This is a genomic window from Arthrobacter sp. (assembly GCF_048266065.1).
In the GTDB taxonomy this organism is placed as follows: domain Bacteria; phylum Actinomycetota; class Actinomycetes; order Actinomycetales; family Micrococcaceae; genus Arthrobacter_H.
Map to the genome: position 1 here is coordinate 267,486 of NZ_JBLXAH010000003.1, position 20,168 is coordinate 287,653.

The 20,168-nt window shown below is 68.7% G+C and carries 21 protein-coding genes; 9 read left to right on the top strand and 12 right to left on the bottom strand.

Annotation, left to right across the window (positions count from 1 at the left end):
* Positions 1-126 precede the first annotated feature (126 nt).
* Positions 127-597 (top strand): YdhK family protein, encoded by a 471-nt coding sequence (locus tag ACN0TP_RS06740; protein WP_417217961.1) that lies wholly within the window; start codon positions 127-129, stop codon positions 595-597.
* A 35-nt stretch (positions 598-632) separates the two neighbouring features.
* On the top strand, positions 633-1,232 hold the full coding sequence (locus ACN0TP_RS06745; RefSeq protein ID WP_417217963.1) for a DUF4396 domain-containing protein: 600 nt from the start codon (positions 633-635) through the stop codon (positions 1,230-1,232).
* Positions 1,233-1,280: 48 nt separating this feature from the next.
* Here ACN0TP_RS06745 and ACN0TP_RS06750 read toward each other — a convergent pair whose 3' ends face one another.
* The 4 genes from ACN0TP_RS06750 to ACN0TP_RS06765 are packed head-to-tail and all read right to left on the bottom strand — an operon-like array spanning position 1,281 to position 5,713.
* Positions 1,281-2,066: an amino acid ABC transporter ATP-binding protein gene (locus ACN0TP_RS06750; protein ID WP_417217965.1), complete on the bottom strand. Its 786-nt coding sequence runs from the start codon at positions 2,064-2,066 to the stop codon at positions 1,281-1,283.
* Complete coding sequence (locus tag ACN0TP_RS06755; RefSeq protein ID WP_417217967.1) at positions 2,063-3,046, bottom strand: amino acid ABC transporter permease; 984 nt, start codon at positions 3,044-3,046, stop codon at positions 2,063-2,065. Before ACN0TP_RS06755 ends, ACN0TP_RS06750 begins: the two co-directional genes overlap by 4 nt.
* A gap of 9 nt (positions 3,047-3,055) precedes the next feature.
* A complete protein-coding gene (locus ACN0TP_RS06760; protein ID WP_417217969.1) occupies positions 3,056-4,030 on the bottom strand; it encodes an ABC transporter substrate-binding protein in 975 nt (324 codons plus the stop codon).
* Positions 4,031-4,081: 51 nt separating this feature from the next.
* Positions 4,082-5,713, bottom strand: coding sequence for an amidohydrolase (locus tag ACN0TP_RS06765; RefSeq protein WP_417217972.1), 1,632 nt, complete (start codon positions 5,711-5,713; stop codon positions 4,082-4,084).
* 159 nt (positions 5,714-5,872) lie between these two features.
* On the opposite strand from ACN0TP_RS06765, the gene ACN0TP_RS06770 reads away from it, so the two are divergent.
* Complete coding sequence (locus tag ACN0TP_RS06770) at positions 5,873-6,775, top strand: LysR family transcriptional regulator (protein ID WP_417217974.1); 903 nt, start codon at positions 5,873-5,875, stop codon at positions 6,773-6,775.
* Here the strand turns inward: ACN0TP_RS06770 and ACN0TP_RS06775 are convergent.
* From ACN0TP_RS06775 to ACN0TP_RS06790, 4 genes are read right to left on the bottom strand one after another with little or no spacing between them, the layout of a single operon-like run.
* Entirely contained in the window at positions 6,768-8,495 is a 1,728-nt protein-coding gene (locus tag ACN0TP_RS06775; RefSeq protein WP_417217976.1) for a dipeptide ABC transporter ATP-binding protein, read from the bottom strand. The two genes, ACN0TP_RS06770 and ACN0TP_RS06775, sit on opposite strands and share 8 nt — an antisense overlap.
* Entirely contained in the window at positions 8,492-9,373 is an 882-nt protein-coding gene (locus ACN0TP_RS06780; RefSeq protein ID WP_417217977.1) for an ABC transporter permease, read from the bottom strand. Before ACN0TP_RS06780 ends, ACN0TP_RS06775 begins: the two co-directional genes overlap by 4 nt.
* Positions 9,370-10,401 (bottom strand): ABC transporter permease, encoded by a 1,032-nt coding sequence (locus tag ACN0TP_RS06785; protein ID WP_417217979.1) that lies wholly within the window; start codon positions 10,399-10,401, stop codon positions 9,370-9,372. The genes ACN0TP_RS06780 and ACN0TP_RS06785 overlap by 4 nt, the downstream gene beginning before the upstream one ends.
* A 2-nt stretch (positions 10,402-10,403) precedes the next feature.
* Positions 10,404-12,083: an ABC transporter substrate-binding protein gene (locus tag ACN0TP_RS06790; RefSeq protein WP_417217981.1), complete on the bottom strand. Its 1,680-nt coding sequence runs from the start codon at positions 12,081-12,083 to the stop codon at positions 10,404-10,406.
* A gap of 305 nt (positions 12,084-12,388) precedes the next feature.
* Between ACN0TP_RS06790 and ACN0TP_RS06795 the strand changes: the two genes are divergently transcribed.
* The gene (locus ACN0TP_RS06795; RefSeq protein WP_417217983.1) at positions 12,389-13,783 is read left to right on the top strand and encodes an NtaA/DmoA family FMN-dependent monooxygenase; all 1,395 of its coding nucleotides are present in this window, start codon (positions 12,389-12,391) and stop codon (positions 13,781-13,783) included.
* A 32-nt stretch (positions 13,784-13,815) separates the two neighbouring features.
* On the opposite strand, the gene ACN0TP_RS06800 is transcribed toward ACN0TP_RS06795, so the two are convergent.
* Both ACN0TP_RS06800 and ACN0TP_RS06805 read right to left on the bottom strand, forming a co-directional pair.
* Positions 13,816-14,442 carry an RES family NAD+ phosphorylase gene (locus tag ACN0TP_RS06800; protein ID WP_417217985.1) on the bottom strand — a complete coding sequence of 209 codons (627 nt, stop codon included), beginning with the start codon at positions 14,440-14,442 and terminating at the stop codon, positions 13,816-13,818.
* Positions 14,442-14,885: a hypothetical protein gene (locus tag ACN0TP_RS06805; protein ID WP_417217986.1), complete on the bottom strand. Its 444-nt coding sequence runs from the start codon at positions 14,883-14,885 to the stop codon at positions 14,442-14,444. The genes ACN0TP_RS06800 and ACN0TP_RS06805 overlap by 1 nt, the downstream gene beginning before the upstream one ends.
* Before the next feature lie 233 nt (positions 14,886-15,118).
* Here ACN0TP_RS06805 and ACN0TP_RS06810 point away from each other — a divergent pair, with 233 nt between their 5' ends.
* Together ACN0TP_RS06810 and ACN0TP_RS06815 are read left to right on the top strand one after the other, a co-directional pair.
* A complete protein-coding gene (locus ACN0TP_RS06810) occupies positions 15,119-15,559 on the top strand; it encodes an acyl-CoA thioesterase (RefSeq protein WP_417217988.1) in 441 nt (146 codons plus the stop codon).
* 3 nt (positions 15,560-15,562) lie between these two features.
* The gene (locus tag ACN0TP_RS06815; RefSeq protein ID WP_417217990.1) at positions 15,563-15,886 is read left to right on the top strand and encodes a DUF1905 domain-containing protein; all 324 of its coding nucleotides are present in this window, start codon (positions 15,563-15,565) and stop codon (positions 15,884-15,886) included.
* A 75-nt stretch (positions 15,887-15,961) separates the two neighbouring features.
* Here ACN0TP_RS06815 and ACN0TP_RS06820 read toward each other — a convergent pair whose 3' ends face one another.
* Positions 15,962-16,558 (bottom strand): Dps family protein, encoded by a 597-nt coding sequence (locus ACN0TP_RS06820; RefSeq protein WP_417218220.1) that lies wholly within the window; start codon positions 16,556-16,558, stop codon positions 15,962-15,964.
* A gap of 40 nt (positions 16,559-16,598) precedes the next feature.
* Positions 16,599-17,153 carry a type 1 glutamine amidotransferase domain-containing protein gene (locus ACN0TP_RS06825; protein ID WP_417217992.1) on the bottom strand — a complete coding sequence of 185 codons (555 nt, stop codon included), beginning with the start codon at positions 17,151-17,153 and terminating at the stop codon, positions 16,599-16,601.
* Between the two features lie 274 nt (positions 17,154-17,427).
* On the opposite strand from ACN0TP_RS06825, the gene ACN0TP_RS06830 reads away from it, so the two are divergent.
* From ACN0TP_RS06830 to ACN0TP_RS06840, 3 genes are read left to right on the top strand one after another with little or no spacing between them, the layout of a single operon-like run.
* The gene (locus ACN0TP_RS06830) at positions 17,428-18,069 is read left to right on the top strand and encodes an ABC transporter permease (protein ID WP_417218221.1); all 642 of its coding nucleotides are present in this window, start codon (positions 17,428-17,430) and stop codon (positions 18,067-18,069) included.
* Positions 18,062-19,372: an ABC transporter ATP-binding protein gene (locus tag ACN0TP_RS06835; protein ID WP_417217994.1), complete on the top strand. Its 1,311-nt coding sequence runs from the start codon at positions 18,062-18,064 to the stop codon at positions 19,370-19,372. The genes ACN0TP_RS06830 and ACN0TP_RS06835 overlap by 8 nt, the downstream gene beginning before the upstream one ends.
* Entirely contained in the window at positions 19,369-20,166 is a 798-nt protein-coding gene (locus ACN0TP_RS06840) for an ABC transporter permease (RefSeq protein ID WP_417217996.1), read from the top strand. The genes ACN0TP_RS06835 and ACN0TP_RS06840 overlap by 4 nt, the downstream gene beginning before the upstream one ends.
* Positions 20,167-20,168: the final 2 nt, after the last annotated feature.

Here is a 20,168-nt window from a genome sequence, read left to right on the forward strand (position 1 = left end):
GGAGAATGCATGAAGACCTCGCCGGGAATCCGAATGGCCACTGCAACGGCCGTAGCCGTTCTAGCGCTGAGCGGATGCGCTGCGGGAGGCGGTGGTGCCCACCACCCGTCGAGTCCGGAACACTCGATGCCGTCGTCGCCGGCTTCCTCCGGCTCGGCCGCCCACGGCCACGCCATGGACGGTGGACCCGTGCCGGAGGGGATCGAGAAGGCGGCAGATCCCCGGTTCCCGGTCGGGGCCAAGGTCACCTTGGAGGCCAACCACATGCCGGGCATGAAGAACGCGCCCGCCACCATCTCGGGCGCCTTCACGACGACCGCCTACGCCGTCGACTACACGCCGACGGATGGCGGCCCAGAGGTCGAGGACCACAAATGGGTCGTGCAGGAGGAACTACGGGACTCGGGCGACCAGCAGCTGGAGGCCGGGGACACCGCAGTCATGACGGCGGACCACATGCCCGGGATGAAGGGCGCGACGGCGAAGATCGCCCGGGTGTGGACGGGTACCGTCTACATGGTCGACTACCAGGCGGACGGCATGACGATGAAGAACCACAAATGGGTTGCCGAGGAAGAGCTCCGGCCCGCCAACTGACGGACGAATCGAGGAGGACTGCGTTGGATCACGACATGAGCGGGGAGCACGCAGGGCACGACCCTGCACAAGCCGGGCACGACGGACACGGCGCGGGGCACGGGCATGACATGTCGGGCATGGCAGTCGGCGCGACGCTGCACTGCCTGACCGGCTGCTCGATCGGGGAGATCATCGGCCTGCTGGTGGGGACCGCCGCCGGCTGGGCGAACTTGCCGACGACGGTCCTGTCGATCGTACTGGCCTTCATTTTCGGGTACTCGCTGTCGGCACTGCCCCTGGTGCGCGGTGGGATCGCCCTCTCCGCCGCCCTGGGCTTGGTTCTAGCCGCCGATACCTTGTCCATCGTGACGATGGAGATCGTGGACAACCTGGTCATGCTGGTCATTCCCGGGGCCATGGACGCCGGTTTGCTCAACCCCATCTTCTGGGTCTCGATGGCGATCGCCCTGACCGTCGCGTTTTTCGTTGCCTGGCCGGTCAACCGGGCCCTGCTGCGCCGCGGCAAAGGGCACGCTGTCACCCATCATGCGCTCGGTGAGGGCGCGACGATGGACAACCGGCCGCTGGTCATCGGCATCAGCGCCTTCCTGCTGGGTGGGTTCATTGCGTCCATCGGGTCACTGCTGGGCTGACGGCCGGTCCGCGGGCCGTGCCGCGACCCGCCTGCGGACCGGTGCGGGTCACAGCACTTTGGCCAGGAAGGCCCGGGTCCTGTCCATCTGCGGGTTGGCCAGCACCTCGGCCGGCGGACCGGATTCGACGATGGCCCCTTCGTCGAAGAAGTGCACGGTGTCCGCGACCTCCCGGGCGAAACCCATCTCGTGGGTGACCACCACCATCGTCATGCCCGCGCGCGCCAGCGCCTTCATCGCCTCGAGCACCTCGTCGACCAGCTCCGGATCCAGCGCTGACGTCGGTTCGTCGAAGAGCATGATCTCCGGGTCCATGGCCAGCGCGCGGGCGATGGCCACGCGCTGTTGCTGGCCGCCGGAGAGCTGGTGGGGGCGCTTGTGCGAGTGCCCGGCCAGCCCGACGCGTTCGAGTTCGGCCAGGGCACGCGAGCGTGCCTTCGCCTTGGGGAATCCCCGTACCTCCATCAGGGCACAGGCGACGTTCTCCTCCGCGGAGAAGTGCCCGAAGAGGTTGAAACGCTGGAAGACCATCCCGATGCGCGAGCGGAAGGCGGCGAACTGCTTCGTGTTCCATTCGTAGTAGCGTCCGTCGCGGAATTCGTACCCGACGTGCCGGCCTTCGACCAACAGGGTGCCGTCGTCGTATGTCTCCAGTGCGTTCAGGCAGCGCAGGAAGGTCGACTTCCCGGATCCCGAGGGGCCGACGATGCAGCTGACCTCCCCGGAGCCGACGGTGAAGTCGACGCCGGTGAGCACCTGGTGGCTGCCGAAGGACTTGGTCACCCCGCTGGCCTGGACGTGGAGCGTTCCGTGCTCGATGGGTTGGGCGTTCATGAGAGGTCCTTTCCTGCGGCGGCGACATCATCGTCGCCACGCGGGGCACCGGATTTCGCGGCGCTGACGGTCTTGAGCAGCACGCCGGGTTTGCGCACCAGGCGCACGGCCTCGGCGCCGTAGTGTGCTTCGAGCTTGGATTGGAAGAACGTGGCGATGGCCGTCATCACCATGTACCAGAGCGAGGCGACGATCAGCAGTTCCATGATCAGGTTGTTCTGCTTGTAGATCTGGCTGGCGTTGGTCATCAGGTCGTTCCCGGCGACCACATAGACCAGCGAGGTGGTCTTGAGCATGGAGATGAACTCGTTGCCCGTCGGGGGGATGATGATGCGCAGCGCCTGTGGCAGGACGATCTTGCGCATGCGCTTGCCCGGGGTCATGCCCAGCGCGTAGGCGGCCTCCGTCTGTCCGGTGTCCACTGCCTGGATGCCGGCCCGCACCGTTTCGGCGAAGTATGCGGCCAGGTTCAGTCCCAGGCCGAGCAAGGCGGCGGTGAAGCCGGTCATCACGTCGTTGGTGTTCCACAGGTACCCGATGTTGGTGAAGGGGATCTTGAGGACCAGCGTCGGGAACAGGAACGCCAAGTTGTACCAGAAGATCAGCTGGACCAGCACCGGGGTTCCGCGGAAGAACCAGATGTAGAGCGTGGAGAGCCAATTCAGGACCGGGTTGACCGAGAGCTTCATGACGGCCAGGACCACGCCCAGGACCAGCCCGAGGACGGTGGCCAGCACGGAGATCATCAGGGTGATCCAGATGCCGTCGATGATCTTGGGGAAGAACAGGTATTCGGCGACCTTGCCCCAGCGGATGTTGGGGTTGGTGGCCATCGTGTAGGCCAGCCAGAGGAACACGGCGGCTGCGAGGGCGCCGAGGACCCAGCGTTCGCGGTGCTTGAGCGCGACGACGGGCACGGTGGCGCCGTCGGGGCCGCTGAGCTGGGTGGGCCGGTGGTTGCGTCGAGTGGCCGCACTCATGGCGTCCTCCTACTTCCCGTCGTTGATCGTCGCGGTCTCCAGGGCCATTTTCTGCACGTTCCAGGCATCGAGGATCTTGGCATAGCTGCCGTCGTCGATGAGTTCCTGCAGTGCCTTCTGCACTGCCGAGGAGAGCTCGGTGGCGTCCTGCTTCATGGCGATGCCCCATACGCTCTCGTCGCCGGGGATGGCCACTGCCTCCAGCACGTCCTTGGAGGTCTGGGCGCGGTAGGCGGCCACCGGGTAGTCGTTGATGCCGGCGTCGGCCCGGCCGTTGCGCACCTGCAGGATGGCGTCCTGGTCGCCGGTGAACTTCAGGATCTTCACCCCGTCCTTCCCGGCCGCGGTGCAGTCCTTGTCGAACTGCTGGGCCAGGGCGAGCGAGGATCCGTTGTCGACGACGGATACCGTCTTTCCGCACGCTGTCATGGGCTCCCCCAGGCCCGCCGGGTTGCCCTTCTTCACCACCCAGCCGTTGCCGGACTGGACGTAGTCGACGAACGAGACGGTCTCGCGGCGCTCGGCGTTGTCGGTCATCGAGGACATGATGATGTCGTACCGGCCCGTGGTGATGCCGGGGATCTGGGCGTTGAAGTCCTCGTTCTTGATGCTGATGTTCACGCCGAGCTTGTTGGCGATGGCCCGACCGAGCGAGGGGTCCACACCGATGAGGGTCTTGCCGTCCTTCGCGAAGAGCTCCATGGGCGGGTAGCCCTCCGATGTGGTCATGCGCAGGCCCTTGGTGCGCACTGAATCGGGAAGCATCTTGGCCAGTTCGGCGTCGGGCTTGATGGCGTCGATCGCCTGGGCCGCGAGGTCCTCGGTTGGCGCGGGTGCGGCGGAGAAGGCCGAGGGGTCGGCCGCGGCTGCGTCGTCGTTGCCGGAGAGCGACTGGCCGCCGCAGGCGGTGGTGGACAGGACGGCGAGCAGGGCTGCGGAGGCCAGGGCCCCCGTGCGGAGCTTGCGGAACAGCGTGGTGTTCATGGTGTTCTCCTCGGTGGATGGTCGTGCGTGGGTGGATGGGTGGGAAGACGGTCAGGAGTCATTGCGGTAGCGCAGGGTGCCTCCGACGGCGGTGGCCGTCACCGGCAGCTCGCGCAGGTCCCGCGGGTCGACGGCATGGGGGTCGGCGGCCAGCGCGGTGAAGTCGGCCAGCATTCCCGGGCGCAGGCGGCCCTTGAGGGCTTCCTCCCCGGAGGCGCGTGCCGCCCCGGTGGTGAAGCCCGCGATCGCTTCGGCCACCGTGATGCGTTCGCCGGGCTGCCACCCTCCGGCGGGTTCGCCGTCGTGGCGTTGGCGGGTGACGGCGGCGTGGATCCCGTGCAACGGGTGGGGCAGTTCCACCGGTGCGTCGGAGCCGAAGGCCGGCCACGCCCCCGCGTCGATCAATGACCGCCAGGCGTAGGAGGCCAGCTGGCGATCGGCCAGCAGCGTGGAGGCGAGCGGGATGTCGGTGGTGCAGTGGGTGGGCTGCATCGAGGGCACGACGCCGAGGCCGGCCACCCGTTGGACATCTTCGGGACGCAGGTGCTGGGCATGTTCGATGCGGTGCCGCAGCGGCCGGTGGGTGGGCAGCGAACTGCCGGGCCGGCCGGGGGCGGCGTCCAACGGGTGGCGGAGCAGGTCCTGGTAGGCGTCGAGCACCAGCTGGTTGGCCCGGTCGCCGATGGCATGGGTGGCCACGGCGATCCCGGCGCCGGCGGCGCGGCGGACCAGGGCGAGCAGTTCGAGATAGGGGGTGACCTCGATCCCGGTGTTCCCGTCCTCGCCGGGAAAGGGATGGCCCATGTGGCTGCTGTGGGAACCGAGGGCGCCGTCGGAGAAGAGCTTGACCGGGCCGGTGCGCAGCCAGGCGTCCCCGTCCCCGGTCGCCCAGCCCGCGTCGATGGCGCGTTCCAGGGACGTGGCCGGGATGGACTTGTGGACCCGCAGCCGCAGCTTCCCCTCGGCGCGCAGTGATGCGTAGGCGGCACGGCATTCATCGCCGTCGAAGTCATGGACGCCGGTCAGCCCCACTGCCAGGAGCCGGTGCTGGGCGCGGTCGAGCTGGGAGTGCAGGTCGCCGGCGGCGCCGCCGTGCATGATCTCCGCAAGGGGCGCGTGGGCGGATTCGCGGAGGATCCCGGTGGGTTCCCCGTCCGGCCCGCGGACGATCTCCCCGCCGACCGGATCCGGGGTGCGGGCATCGATCCCGACGGCGGCGAGCGCCGCCGAATTCGCCCACACGGTATGGCCATCGACGCTGGGCAGTGCTGCGGGGTGGGAGCCGGTGGCGGAATCCAGGGCCGCCCGATCCGGCTGGACGGGGACGTCCCAGGCGTTGAAATCCCACCGGCCGCCAAAAATCCAGGCGCCGTCCGGCAGGGTGGCGGCATGGGCGCGGATCCGTGCCAACGCCTCGGGCAGGCTGGTGGTCCCGCGCAGGTCCAGCGCCGAGATCTCACGGGCGTAGTTGGCGGTGTGGATGTGGGCGTCGGTGAGGCCCGGGATGACGGTGGCGCCGCCCAGGTCGACGGTCTCCACGGGGCCGGTGAGGTGTGCCCTGAGTTCTTCCGGCGACCCGACAGCGAGGATCCGCTCACCGCGCGTCCACAACGCCGTCGCCCGGGGCACCCCGGCCCATTGGGTGTGGAACGTGGCGTTGACGTACAGGTGTTGCTCAAGCATTCCTAATCCTCTGTGGAGATTCGCGCGCGGATCAGGGGAGGTGTTCCCCTGCAGCATCCGGAGCTTCTTGTCGGTCGTGCCGCTAACTCTAGGGGAGGAATGCCGGGCATATGATGTAAGTCACCTGACCGTTTGACACACTGAGTTCAAGGATTGCTAATGCTCAATCTGACGCACCTGCGCACGCTGGCCGAAGTCCTCCGGCTGGGCTCCTTCACGGCCGCCGGGAACCGGTTGGGTTATACGGCCTCGGCGGTGTCCCAGCAGATGTCGGCACTGGAGCGTGACACCGGGATGCGGCTGTTCGTCAGGAGTGCGCGCAGCGTCCAACCCACCCAGGCTGCGCTCGCGATGGGCCGGCACGCGCTGAAGCTGCTGCGCGATGTGGAGGGGTTGCTGGCGGCGGGGGCGGCCGCGCACGAGCCGGGGAACCGGGAACTGCGGGTCGGGGTCTTCCCGTCGGCGGCGACCTTCGTGCTCGCGGGATTCCTGGAATCCGAGGCGTGGACCGGCTCCGGTGCGCAGATGGTGATCTCGATCGGTGAGCCCAGCGCCGTCGTCCCCGGGCTGAGGGCCGGCGGTGAACTCGACGCGGCGCTGGTCTACCAGGTGGGGGAGTCGGGTCTGGTTCTCCCGCAGGGGGTCACGCGGCAGTGGCTCGCCGACGACGCCTTCCGGGTGGTGGTCCCGGCCGCAGCGGGCCACGAGGAAGGGCAGCGCCTGGACCTCGGCGAGCTGGGGGCGATGCCCTGGGTCATCCACCAGCGCGGTTCAAGCGACGCGACCGTCGTGGACGCGGTCCTGGCCAATGCGGGCATCCACCCGCGCATCGTCGCGTCCAGCGATGACTTCAACGCCACCCTGCGCCTGGTCGCTGCGGGGCACGGGGCGGCCATGGTTCCGCACTTGGCCATGACCGCCCGTCCGCCCGGAGTGGTCGCCGTCCAGGTCCCCGAGCTGCAGCTTTCCCGCAAGCTCATGGCGTTGTGGTCCGAGGATGCCCCGGCGGACCTGGTGGAGCGCCTCGTGGAGGGGTGCGGACGGATGCTTTCCGTCAGCTGACCCGGTCCCCGGCGTCCACCCGCGGCAACGAGGCCAGCAGCTCGCGGGTATAGGGGTGCTGCGGGTCGGTGAAGACCTGGTCCGCATCCCCCTGCTCCACTGCCCGGCCGTCCTTCATCACCAGCACCCGGTCGCTCATGTGGTGGATGACGCCCAGATCATGGGAGATGAACAGGTAGCTCAGACCAAAGCGCTGTTGCAGGTCCGCCAGCAGGTCCAGCACCTGCGCCTGGACCGAGACATCCAGTGCGGAAACCGCCTCGTCCAGCACGATCACCTCCGGTTCGGGGGCGAGCGCGCGGGCGATCGCCAGGCGTTGGCGTTGTCCGCCGGAGAGCTGGAGCGGGTGCTTGGCCAGGTGCTCTTCGGCCAGTCCGACGGCGGAGGCCAGCTCCACGATCCGTGCCCGCCGGGCAGACGAGGTGGGGTAGGCGCCGGCGTCGAGGGCGTCGAGCAGGATCCGCTCGGCGTTCCAGCGCGGATCGAAGGAACCCAGGGGGTCCTGGTAGACGGCGGTGACGGTCCGCCGGCGCGGACGGCGTTGGGCGGTGGTCAGCCCGGTCCACGCCTGCCCGTCGAGCAGCACCCGCCCGGAATCAGGTTCCAGCATCGCCAAGGCGATCTTCGCCGTCGTGCTCTTGCCCGAACCCGATTCGCCCACGATGCCCAGCGTTTCGCCGGCACGCAGCTCGAAGGAGACATCATCCACCACGGTGCTGCGCCGGCCGCCGGGGCCCGGGTAGGTCTTCACCAGGTGTTCGGCGCTCAGGACGGCTGGCGCGTCGGCACCGCGCTCGATCCGCTCCCGACCCGCGGTGCCGGACAAGGCCTCCCGGCCGGCGCTGGTCAGCGGGACGCCGCGGGTGTGGGAGGAGGGCACGGCATCCAGCAACGCCCGGGTGTATTCGTGCTGCGGATCGCCCAGGACCTGGGCCACGGGGCCCTGTTCGACGATCGCCCCGCCCTGCATGACCGCCACGTGGTCGGCCATCCGGGCGACCACCGAGAGGTCGTGGCTGATCAGCACGATCCCCGTTCCCGCCTCCTTCATGCCGGCCAGCAGGTCCAGCACCTGGGCCTGGACCGTGACGTCCAGGGCCGTGGTCGGCTCGTCGGCGATGACCAGTGCGGGGTCCAGGGCGATGGCCGAGGCGATCAGGGCCCGCTGCCGCAACCCGCCGGAGAGCTGGTCCGGGCGTTGGAGGACGCGCACCTCCGGCTCCGGGACCCCGACGCTGGCCAGCAGCTCCAACACCTTGGCCCGGCGATCCGCAGCGTGCGTGGCGCCGTGCAGGCGCAGCGACTCCTCGATCTCCCGGCCCACGGGCCGCAGCGGATCCAGCGAGACCAGTGCGTCCTGCAGGAGGAACCCGATGTCCGCCCCGCGGATCCGCCGCCAGAACCGTTCGGAGCGGCCCAGGCCCTGGTGCCCGGCGACCTCGAGGCGGTCCGCCGCCACCCGGGCCCCGGCACCGGGAAGCCCCACGAGGGTGCGGGCGGTGACCGATTTGCCGGAGCCCGATTCCCCGACGATGGCCAGGCACCGCCCGGCCTCCAAGGTCAGGGACACGTCCTTGACCACGTGGGTGGTGTGCGCCGATCGCCCGCGCCCTGAGGTGAAGGACACGTCCAGGTGTTCCACGGCGAGCAGCCGCCGCGGTGCCGGCGCCGGGGGAGCCGGGGTGGCGGTGGTCTCGGTCGGGATGGCGGTGGTGGTCATGGTCGTGCCCCTTCGAGGTTGGATTGCAGGAATCGGCCCAGCGTGGTGGAGGCCAGCGCCAGGGCCACGATGGCCAGGCCCGGCATGACCTCCAGCCACCAGGCGTGCGTGATGAACAGGCGGCCGGCGTCGAGCAGGGCACCCCACTCCGGCGAGGGCGGGGCCACGCCGAGCCCCAGGAACGCGAGCCCCGAGGCCCACACGATCGACTGGCCGACCCCCAGGGCCACCACGGCCACCAGCGGCCGGGTGGCGTTGGGCAGCAGGTGGCGGCGCAGGATCCGGGCCCTGCCGTGGCCGAGTGCGTGCGCCGCCTCCACGTACCCGGAGGTGCGGACCGAGAGGACCTGGCCGCGGATCATGCGGGCGTACCCGGGGGCCGTCCCCAGGCCCACGGCGATGACCTGCGTGGTGACGCTGGGCCCGTAGATGGTCACGAACAGCATCGCCAGCAGCAACACGGGGAAGGCGAAGAGCACCTCGAGCCCGCGGTTGACCAGCCCGTCGACCCAGCGGGCACCGAGCCCGGACGCCAGGCCCAGGACCACGGCGATCCCGACGGCCAGGGCCGTGGCACCGAGGCCGATCAGCAGCGATTCGCGCGTGCCGTAGACCACCCGGGTGTAGAGGTCGCGCCCGGACTGGTCGGTGCCGAACCAGTGCTGCGCGCTGGGGCCCTGCAGCGCGGCGCCGAGGTCGATCGCGAACGGGTCACCGCCGGTGAGCAGCCCGGGTGCCAGGGCCGCGACGGCGAAGAAGAGGACGACGGCGGTGGCCACCACGGTGCCGAGGGGCACCTGGCGCAGCAGCGCCGGCAGGCGCCCGGTGGTCCCCGCGGCGGCGGTCCGGGAGGGGGTGGGGATCTGGAGGGTGCTCATGCGGTTTTCATCCTTGGGTCGATCAGGGTGTAGGCGAGGTCGACCAGCAGGTTGGCCACCACGTAGATGACGGCCACCAGGATCACGACCCCGCAGACGACGGGCAGGTCGCGGCTGTTCACCGCGGTGACCAGGACCTTGCCCAGGCCCGGGCGGGAGAAGATGTTCTCGGCGATGACGGCACCGGAGAAGAGGGCTCCCATCGCCCAGCCGCTGAGCGTGATGCCCGGCAGGACCGAATGGCGCAGCACATGGCGCAGCCTGACCTGGGTGTCTCCCATCCCGCGCATCCTGGCGGTCAACGTGAACGGCTGGTCCAGGGCGCTGGCGAACTCGCTGCGGATGGTCTGGCCCAGGAACCCGGCCAACGGGATGCCGAGCGTCAGGGCCGGGAGCACCAGGGAATCGAATCCGGTGCCGCCGACCATGGGGAAGGCCCCCAGCCCCAGGGCGAAGACCACCAGCAGGATCACCCCCAGCCAGTACTGCGGCAGCCCGGCGGCGAAGGCCTCGATCGATGCGGCCAGCGAGGACAGCCAGCCGGCCCGGCGCACCGTGGCGATCGTGAAGATCGTGGCGATCACCCAGGCGACGGCCAGCGCCGAGAAGGTCAGCACGATCGTGGGCAGGACCTGGTCCCCGATGACCTCGGTGACCGGCTTGTACAGCTGGTAGGACATGCCCAGGTCACCGCGCAGCAGCCCGGTGAGGAAGTGCAGGTACTGCACGGGCAGCGACTCGTCGAACCCGTACTTGGCGTTGATGGGGGCCAGCTCGGCGGCGGTGCGTTCCTGGATCTGGCCGGTGAGCTGGTTCAGCAGCAGCGTCGCGCGGTCCCCGGGCAGCAGCGCCTGGATGAAGAAGGTGAAGGTCGCAGCGGCCCAGATGACCCCGAGCGCCGAGAGGATGCGGAGCCCGGTGCGGCGCAACAGCCCCAGGACGCGCCGGGGCCGGCGCGTGGGCGGGGGAACGACGGCGGGTGCCGGCGTGGGGTGGTGGAGGGTGGTCTCGGGCAAGGTGGTGGTCATTCTCACTCCGTGAAGTAGGCGTCGTGGAACACGGGTTCGCCCTGCGAGGCCTCGAGCCAGAGGCCCTTGAGGTCCGGACGGCTGGCGATCGTGGAGGTCTGGTCGTACAGGCCCACGGCGACCGCCTCGTCGCTGAGCTGCTGCTGGGCCTTCGCGTAGAAGCGGTTGGCGTCGGCGGTGGTGCCGGCGGAGAGCGCGTGGCGGATCGTGGAGACGATGGCCGGGTTGTTGTAGAACGTGGTGTTCGCGTTGTTCGGCTTTGCCGCGGTGGTCTCGCGGTAGTTGATGTAGAGGATGCCGGAGTGCGGGCTGGTCCAGTAGCCCAGCTGGGCGTCGTAGCTGTCGGGGGTCGAATACGTCCCGGAGAAGAATTCCGACTGGGTGACGGGGTGCAGGTTGACCTTGATGCCCGATTCCTTGACCTGGGCCTGGAGGTTCTGCAGCGCGGTGGCCCCCTCCTGGGTGACGATCGAGTTCAGCCCGAAGACGATGTCGACCGCCAGCTCCTTCCCGTCCTTCGTCCGGGTCCCGTCCGCCGCCCGCCCCGTCCACCCGGCGGCGTCCAGCAGTGCCGCGGCCTTCGCCGGGTCGTAGGGGTAGTCGCCCGCAACGGACGCGTTGTAGCCGGGGGTGGTCTGGCTGACGTACCCGTTGCCCTCGAAGGGGACCACTCCCAGGAACGCCGATTCCACGTTGGCCCGGCGGTCGGAGGCGTAGGAGAAGGCCTGGCGGACCCGGCGGTCGGTGAACGGACCCTGGACCGTGTTCAGCGACAGCGTCACCGGCCGGCCCGGCGTCACATACTGCTGGGCGTTGAACCGGGAGCTGGCATCGTCGAAGTCCACTGTGGGGACCTCGCCGATGGCATCGGACTCGTCGCTGACCAGGGAGCCGTACCGTGAGGTGTTGTCCTGCACGAACGACCAGACCACGTTCTCGACGTAGGCCGGCCCCTGGTGCCTGGCGTTGGCCGGCGCGGAATCGTAGGAGTCGTTGCGGTGCAGCGTGATCGATTCGCCCCGCTTCCACTCGCCGACGGTGAACGGCCCGGAACCGATGGGCGCCTCGCAGTTCTGCTGTTCGGTGCGGGTGCGCAGCGCGGTGGGGGATTGGATGCCGAAGTACCCCTGGCTCAGCGCCGAGAGCAGCGGACCGTAGGGGGCCTTCAGGTGGACCCGCAGCGTGGTGGCATCGACGGCTTCCGCCGAGGAGTAGTAGTCGCCGATGTGTGCCTGGACGGTGCCGTTGCCCCCGTCCATCCAGAAGTCGAAGTTGTCGGCGACGGCCTGGGCGTCCAGTGGTGTCCCGTCGGTGAACTTGACGCCGGGTTTGAGCTGGAAGGTCCAGGTCGTGCGGTCCGCCGAGACCTTCCAGGACCGGGCCAGCCAGGGCACGATCGACCCGTCGTCCGTCTGGCTGACCAGCGAATCGAGCACTTGGCGCGAGAGGTACGCCTGCTGGACCCAGCCGCCATACACGCAGGGGACCTCCTGCAGGTGGGCGTAGCGGATGGTGCCGCCGTCCACGCGCTCCCCGGTGTTCCCGGCGGCCGTCGCGTTGCCGCCGCAGGCGGAGAGCAGCAGCATCGAGGTGGCTGCCAGGGCTGCGCCCAGCAGATGCGGACGCCGCCCGGGGACTGGCTGGCGGCTGGCCGGGGAGGGGCCCGGAGCGGGGTGGATCACGATGGTTCTCCTGCGGATCGGCGTGCTGGATGAGTGGATTGACGTCAGTTCTACGCGCGCACCGCCACCTCCCACCACCGCCGCTTCACCGGTTGTCGTGGCGCGACACACGGCGACATATCCGGCCCCTGGGGCCGCCACGGCAGCGGGTTGGCTGCGTCATCTCAGGACATGTGACGCGCTGTCCGCACGTCATGAGACGCAGGACGACGCCGGATGTCGGGCCCATCGACGCGGCTGCACCCGGGTGCCAGCATGGTCCGCAACACCACCGCCCCACCCCGCCGTCCAGCCAAGGAGCACCCATGGGCCAGCCACTGCATTTCAATGCCTTCGTCATGAACACCACCAGCCACATCCACCACGGGCAGTGGCGGCGCCCCGACGCCGGGCAGACCCGCTTCAACGACGTGGACACCTGGATCGAGCTGGCCCAGCTGCTGGAGGCCGCGAAATTCGACGCCATGTTCTTCGCCGACGTCTCCGGCCTGTACGGGGATTCGGACGCCGACTACGACGTCTACGTCGAGGAGGGGCTGCAGATCCCCTCGAATGACCCGACCGTCCTGCTCGGTGCGCTCGCCGTGAGCACGCAGCACATCGGGCTGGCCACCACCTCCAACGTCGTGCAGAACCATCCGTTCAACTTCGCCCGGCAGATCTCCACCCTGGACCACATCTCCAAGGGGCGCATCGCCTGGAACATCGTGACCGGGATGCAGGACAACGGCGCCCGGAACTTCGGGCTGCCGCAGTTGACGGACCATGCCGAGCGCTACGCCTGGGCCGACGAGTACGTCGACGTCGCCTACAAGCTCTGGGAGGGCTCGTGGGACGAGGGTGCGGTGCAGGTCGACCGGCCGGGCGGCCGGCATGCCGATCCGGCGCGGGTCCACAAGATCCACCATGAGGGTCCGCGGTACAAGGTGGAGGGCCCCCACCTGCCCTCGCCGTCGCCGCAGCGCACCCCCGTGCTCTTCCAGGCCGGCAGCTCCGCCTCCGGCCGGGCGTTCGCCGCCCGCAATGCCGAGGCGGTCTTCATCATCGCGCCGAGCCCCGCGATCGCCCGCCAGATCATCGAGGACACCCGCCGCCAGGCCGTCGAGCTGGGGCGGCGCGGTGAGGACATCAAGTTCTTCATGGGGCTCTCCTTCGTCATCGGTGCCACCGAGGAGGAGGCACGGGCCAAGGAGGCCGAATACGACCAGTACGTCTCCATCGAGGGCTACCTGGCCCATATGGCCATCGTGGACAAGACGGGCCGCGTGTACCCACCGAAGACCCCGCTGAGCCAGGTCGATACCAACACGGCGAAGGGCTTCACCGAGTGGGTGTCCAAGCACATCACCGACCGTGAGCCGCTCGTCGAGGACCTGGCCTGGCTGCAGGCCCGCAATTCGCGGATCGTCGGAACACCGGAACAGATCGCGGACCGGCTGCAGGAGTGGCAGGACGCCGGAGTCGACGGCATCAACGTCATCAACTGGGTGATTCCCGGCTCGTTTGCCGAGTTCGCCGACGAGGTGCTGCCCGTGCTGCGCCAGCGCGGCCTGGCCCAGAGCGAGTACAGCGAGGGCACCCTGCGCGCCAAGCTGTTCGGCACCGACCGGCTCAACGACCGGCACCCGGCTGCCGCCTACCGCGGGGCGTTCGCTTCCGTCGACTCGGCCGCGGCGCCGGTCGCCGCGCCGGCACCCTGAGGTCGGGCGCACGGCACGGGAACTCCGAGTGGCTAGGGCGCGGTCGTGATGTGGACGTTCAGGGGGAGCAGCTTTCGGGTGAGCCAATCCAGATCGTGGTCAAAGGCGAAGACCCGTTTGGTTCCGGCGCCGGGCTCGAAGGCGTCAGGTGCCGTGTCGGTTCCAAAGAAGACGTACGATCTTGCGGAATCATGACGATGGCTCATCCACACGAGGCCATCGAAACCGGCAGTGTGGGCAGCCTCGGCCCAGGGAACCGCTTCGGAATACCGGCGCGGCGAAGTGCGGGTGATGTCTTCGGGACCCGTCCCGGGCCTTCGGAACCCGTCGCCGTGCAACACAGCGAGCCGAAGATCCCGCGTCGAGACGACGTGGGAGAGGACCCGCTGGCGGACCAGACCCTCGTCGAGCCTGCCGCCTGAGACGGGGACGTCGTGCAGTAGGACTTCTGCGATGGCAGCGTCGTCCGTTTGTGCGGCGTGGAGGACGGGAACAGTGGGAAATCCAAAGAAGGCAAACCGTGTCTGGACGGCGGCCGGCGTCGGCCCGGGATTGAAATCAGCTGCCCCATAGGCGGCCGAGTGGATCCTGGCGAGTTCGGTGCCGGCCGGAAGCAGCTCACTACGGGGATTGACCGTCCTTCCCTCGGGGGTGGGCATCACCAAGTGCTGCCATAATGCGAGGTGAAAGCGGCATCCACACCTTCAGGATCATCGAGATGGTCGATCGGGCGGGATTCCCCATCCCACCACGTGGTCGGCGTCGTCATCCACAGCAGTATCGCCTCCTCGCCTACTTCGAGTAGATCGCCGGCCTTCTTCAGGTTCGCGACGACAGCGTGGGGACCCGTCGGACCGAGTTGGAACGCCGGATACAGGTAGCGGTTCAACCGCTTGAGCCCGAGCAGCCGGCCGCCGCGGCGCGCGTCCGAGGCATAGCTGCTGCGGCCAGTTGACCCCGACCCGCACCGCTGCGCGACCTCGGTGGCGGTGAGGAGGCCGATTTCCGTGTCGATGGACCGCCATGCACTCTCCGTCGTGTGCGCTCTGGAGACCTGCTCCGGGGAGTAGTCGGCGTCGAGCTGAGCGAGGCTCGTTTTCAACGAGCGAGCGGCCTGCAGGTGATTTCGGACTCGCGTCAGCGCTTCAACGCCGAGCCGGTCAGGCGCCGTTGAGCGCGTTCGTCCCGCTCGGCTCCCTGGGCCCGGCCGGAGGGACGACCATTCGGTGCACTGGGCTGGCCCGCCCGGAAACCGTAGGCTGAGACCAGCAACCGCAGCGGCGTCCCGGCAGCCGGGCACCGTCGTCGTACTCGGACCAGGGCAGGGGCAGGCGCATGGAGGAACACGGGGACATCACCTTCCATACCCGCAAGTGGGTGAGGCCGGAGGACCTGAACGCCAACGGGACGCTGTTCGGCGGCAGCCTGCTGCGGTGGATCGACGAGGAGGCGGCGATCTACGCGATCGTGCAGCTGGGCAACGGCAACGCGGTGACGAAGTACATGTCGGAGATCAACTTCGTCAGCTCCGCCCGGCAGGGCGACCTGATCGAGATGGGGCTGACCGCCACGCATTTCGGCAGGACCTCCCTGACCATGCGCGCCGAGGTCCGCAACATGTTCACCCGCAGCTCGATCCTGACCATCGAGCGGATCGTCTTCGTGAACCTCGGCGACGACGGCACGCCGCGCGAACACGGCTACACGGAGATCACCTACGACCGGGACCGGGTGCCGCGCCAGCACCTGGACCCGAACGCTCCGGCCGGGGAGTAGGCCATGGCTTCCGCGGCGGAAACGATTGAGGACGACGACGGCGCCTTGCGGGCCACGGGAACCGTGTTCCACTGGCGCGGGCCGGCACCCTTCTACTACCTGCCCGTGCCCGACGACGTCGCGAACTACATCCACGATGTCGCCGCCCAGGTCACCTACGGCTGGGGCGTGATCCCGGTGACCGCGACGATCGGCGGCACCACGTTCACCACCTCGCTCTTCCCGAAGGACGGCGGCTATCTGGTGCCGCTCAAGGTCGCAGTGCGCCGGGCGGATGGGATCGAACTTGACGATGAGATCACCGTGGGGTTGGAGCTGGGGCGGTAGGCACCGGCGCGCATCGACGTCATGGAAAACGGTCCGTGGGCAATCAAGCCCACGGACCGTCGTCGTACTTGGCGCCTACTTCTTCTTGGAGGTGCCCTTCTTGGCCGACGAGGACTTCGTGGAGGCGGCCGCCGACTTCTCGGTTTTCGCCGAGGCATCGTCGAGGGTGCCCTGGCTGTTCTCCAGATGGGAGCGCATGAACCACTGGAACAGCTCGAGCTCGCCGATCTGGCTGATCAGCAGGTCCTCGGTGATGGGGTCGAGCTCCTCGGCCACGGCACGTGCCTTCCGGTGGCTCTCGATGACGCCGGTGTAGACGAGATCCAGTGCCGCCAGGTGCTCGGCGGTGCCGGCGCGCTGGATGTCGTAGTCATCCCACGGGCGCGCCGCCACGAGTGCGCCGGCGAGGCCGTTGGGGGAGACCCCCAGGGTGGCCATGCGCTCGGCGAGGGCGTCGATCATGGCGCGGACCTGCTCGATCTGCGGGTCCAGCATCTCGTGGACGCCGATGAAGTCACGGCCCACCACGTTCCAGTGCGCATGCTTGAGCGTGAGCTGGAGGTCGTTGAGGGCGTGGAGGCGCATCTGCAGCGTGTCGCCCACCTGGTGTCCGTCGGCGAGGCTCAGCCCGGGGACGGTGTATCCAGCATGGGTGGTGTTCTTGGTAGCCAAGGTCATTGCTCCTTCTGTGGATGGTGTGGGGTGCGGGGTCCTACTGCGCCAGTTCGTCTTCGATGGCACCGATGAACGGGTCCAGGTCGCCGGGGTTGCGTGAGGTGATCAGCGGGTAGCCCTCGGCCGTGCAGCGGAAGACCTCCTGGTCCTTCCAGGTGCCGCCGGCGTTTTCGACGTCGGTCTTGATGGAGATGTAGGAGGTCAGCGTCTTGCCCTTGACCAGCCCGGTTTCGACCAGCAGCCACGGTCCGTGGCAGATGGAGGCGACGGGTCGGCCGGAGGTCGTGAAGGCGGTGACGATGCGCTGCGCGTCGACGTCCAGGCGCAGGTTGTCGGCGTTCAGGGTGCCGCCGGGAACCAGCAGCAGGTCGAAATCGGCCTCCGCCACGTCGGCGAGGATGGTGTCCACGGGGATCTTCTCGCCCAGGTCCCAGTCGCCGACCAGGGTCTGGACGTCCCCGGACTCGGGGGCTGCGACGGTGACCTGCACGCCCGCGCCGCGCAATCGATCGGTGGGGATCTTCAATTCGTCCTGTTCGACGCCGCGGTTCGTGACCAGTGCGAGGACCTTCTTGCCGGCGAGATCAGCCATGGTTTCGTGCTCCTAACGTGGTGGGGAGTCAACGTCTTCACTTTTGCACCCGGCCCGGTGCGTGGCAAGCACCAGCGCCGGTTTTGGCTCCTGGCGTACCGCGCAAACCGGCGTGCGGTGGGCCGGCCCACACGTTACGGAATGGTAACGGATCACCCACTTCTCCGATATCACCGGGCAGAAAGTGCCCGCCGTGGCTAGCGTGGGTACCCATGACGCGGATCACGATCCGCTGCACTGAGTGATTCGCAACCAGGGTGAAGTAGGTCTGAACGTGTGGGAATTCGTCGGCGAGAGATACCGCCAGATCCTTTTTGCTGCCTGGCAGCACTTCAGCCTGGTCGTCCAGTGCCTCATCCTGGCAACCATCATCGCCGTGGTCATCGCTGCGTTGGTCTACCGCAGCAGGATCGCCAGTTCCACGGCGAACAGCATCTCGGCGATCGGCCTGACCATCCCGTCCTTCGCCATGATCGGGCTGCTGATCGCCCCCATGGGCTTCGGTGTTCCGCCGGCCGTCACCGTGGTCACGTTCTTCGCGGCGCTGCCGATCCTGCGCAACGCGGTGGTCGGCCTGGCGGGCATCCCGCCGGCCACCGTTGAGTCGGCCCGCGGCATCGGCATGAGCCGTTTCCGCACGCTGGCCACGGTGGAGATCCCGATGGCCTGGCCCATCATCCTCACCGGCGTGCGCGTCTCCGCCCAGATGGTCATGGGCGTGGCCGCCATTGCCGCGTATTCGCTCGGCCCCGGCCTGGGCGGCTTCATCTTTTCCGGTCTGTCCCGGCTCGGCGGCGCCAACGCCTTCGAATCGGTGGTCGTCGGCGTCGTCGGCGTGATCCTGTTGGCCTTCATCCTCGACCTGCTGCTTGTCGGCCTGGGTCGTCTCACCACACCGCGAGGTATCCGTGTCTGATCTGCAAACTTCCACCCAGGACACCCCCGAAGGCGTCACCGGTGCATCGATCCTGCTGCAGGAGGTGACCAAGCAATACCCGGGCCAGGCCCAGCCGGCCGTGGGGGGCCTGACCCTGGAAATCCCGGCCGGTTCCATCGTCATGTTCGTGGGCCCCTCGGGCTGCGGCAAGACGACGACGCTGAAGATGATCAACCGCCTGATCGAACCCACCGGGGGCGGGATCGTCATCAACGGCGAGGATGTCACCGCCATGGACGGCGACAAGTTGCGCCGGAAGATCGGGTACGTCATCCAGGCCGGTGGGCTCTTCCCCCACATGACCGTCGCTGCGAACATCGGCCTGGTCCCCAAGATGCTCGGCTGGGACAAGGCACGCATCGCGGCCCGCGTCGACGAACTGCTCGAACTCGTCTCGCTGGATTCGGCCACCTACAAGGACCGCTACCCCAAGGAACTCTCCGGCGGCCAGCAGCAACGCGTCGGCGTCGCCCGGGCCCTCGCGGCAGACCCGCCCATCCTGCTCATGGACGAGCCCTTCGGCGCGGTGGATCCGATTACCCGTCAGCGTCTGCAGGACGAGCTGATCAACATCCAGCACGAACTGCAGAAGACCATCGTCTGCGTCACCCACGACTTCGACGAGGCGGTGAAGCTCGGGGACTGGATCGCCGTGTTCAACGAGGGCGCCCAACTGGTCCAATACGACTCCCCGGAGCGCATCCTGGCCAACCCGGCCAACGAGTTCGTCGAGAACTTCATCGGCTCCGGTGCCGGCCTGAAGCAACTGACGTTGAACCGCGTCCATGACGTGGACCTCGAGGAGGCCCTCACCGCAGTCGCCGGGGACCTGGCCTCCGACGTCCTCTCCCGCCTCGAGGGGGAGGGCAAGAAGAACGTGGTGGTGCTGGACCGGCGCCGGCGGCCCGTGCAGTGGCTGAACCGCCGCCAGGTATCACGCCTGCAGGTCATGACCGATCAGGTCGATCCGAACCTTGCGGTGGTCTCCGACCGCTCCACGCTCAACGACGCGCTCGACGTCATGCTCGTCAACAGCGTCAGTGCGGCCCTCGTCACTGGCCGGCGCGACGCCTTCCTGGGGCTGGTCACCGTCGACACCGTCATGGATTCCATCCGGGCCGCGCAGGAAGCGGCCAAGGGGGACTCAGATTCGCCGGTGGGGCTGAACAGCGGGGCCATCCCCACCACCGCGGCGGCCGCAGCCCTGTCGGCCGAGTCCCCGGACGCCGGGCCGGCCGGCGCGCCGGACGGGTCCGCCCCGGATGAGGACACCCGGCCATGAGCACGCCCGATACCAGCAACCAGACGGCTCCGGACCCCGGTGAAGCCCTGGCACCGTCCCGACCGGCCGCCGGCCCCTCCCTCAAGCCCCTGATCTGGCAGCTCGTGGGCATCCTCATCGCCCTGGGGATCCTGCTCGTGTGGCTGGCCACCGCGGATCTGTCGGAGACCGAACGCGCCACCCTGGCACCGGACGCCCTCTGGGGCTACACGGTGGAGCACCTCCAGCTCACGGTGCTCGCCACGGTGATCGTGCTGGTCATCGCCATCCCCTTGGGCATCGCGCTCACCCGCGGACCCCTGCGCAAGGCCAGCGGCCCCATCGTGGCGGTGGCCAACTTCGGCCAGGCGGCCCCGGCCATCGGCCTGGTCGTGCTGCTGGCCTTCTGGGTCGGCTTCGGCTTCTGGGCGGCCATCATCGCCCTGGTCGCGTACGGCATCCTGCCGGTGCTGCGCAACACCATGGTCGGCCTGCGCCAGGTCGACGAACGACTCATCGAGGCCGGCCGCGGCATGGGCATGAGCTCCGGCGCCGTGCTCTGGAAGGTCGAACTCCCGCTGGCCGTGCCCGTCATGCTGGCCGGCATCCGCACGGCGTTGGTGCTGCTGGTCGGCACGGCAACGCTGGCCACGTTCATCAACGGCGGCGGCCTGGGCATCCTCATCACCACCGGGGTGAACCTCGACCTCACCGCGGTGCTGGTGGCCGGCTCGCTGCTCGTGGCCCTGCTGGCCCTGATCGTCGACTGGCTGGGCCGACTCGTCGAGCACGTCGCCCGCCCGAAGGGACTCTAGCC